Below are 253 nucleotides of genomic sequence, written 5' to 3' on the forward strand. Positions count from 1 at the left end.
CAAGACGCTATGGCCGCCAAACAAAAAACGCGTCGGCACGCACAAACTGGATTGAAGTAAAGTTACTGGATTGATTGTTTTCACGAACTCGCAGATGCCTGCGATTATAGGATCAAGCCTCACGGTTAATTAGTATCGGTTAGCTTAACGCATTACTGCGCTTCCACACCCGACCTATCAACGTCCTGGTCTCGAACGAACCTTTAGGAGGGTCAAGCCCTCAGGGAAGTCTTATCTTGAGGCAAGTTTCCCG

Annotated in this window: 1 rRNA gene; it reads right to left on the reverse strand. The window is 48.6% G+C overall.

Annotated elements, in window-relative coordinates:
* Positions 1 to 108: 108 nt before the first annotated feature.
* Positions 109 to 253, reverse strand: a 23S ribosomal RNA gene (locus tag IV91_RS0113480); the annotation flags it as partial.

It is taken from the genome of Ferrovum myxofaciens (assembly GCF_000735045.1).
In the GTDB taxonomy this organism is placed as follows: domain Bacteria; phylum Pseudomonadota; class Gammaproteobacteria; order Burkholderiales; family Ferrovaceae; genus Ferrovum; species Ferrovum myxofaciens.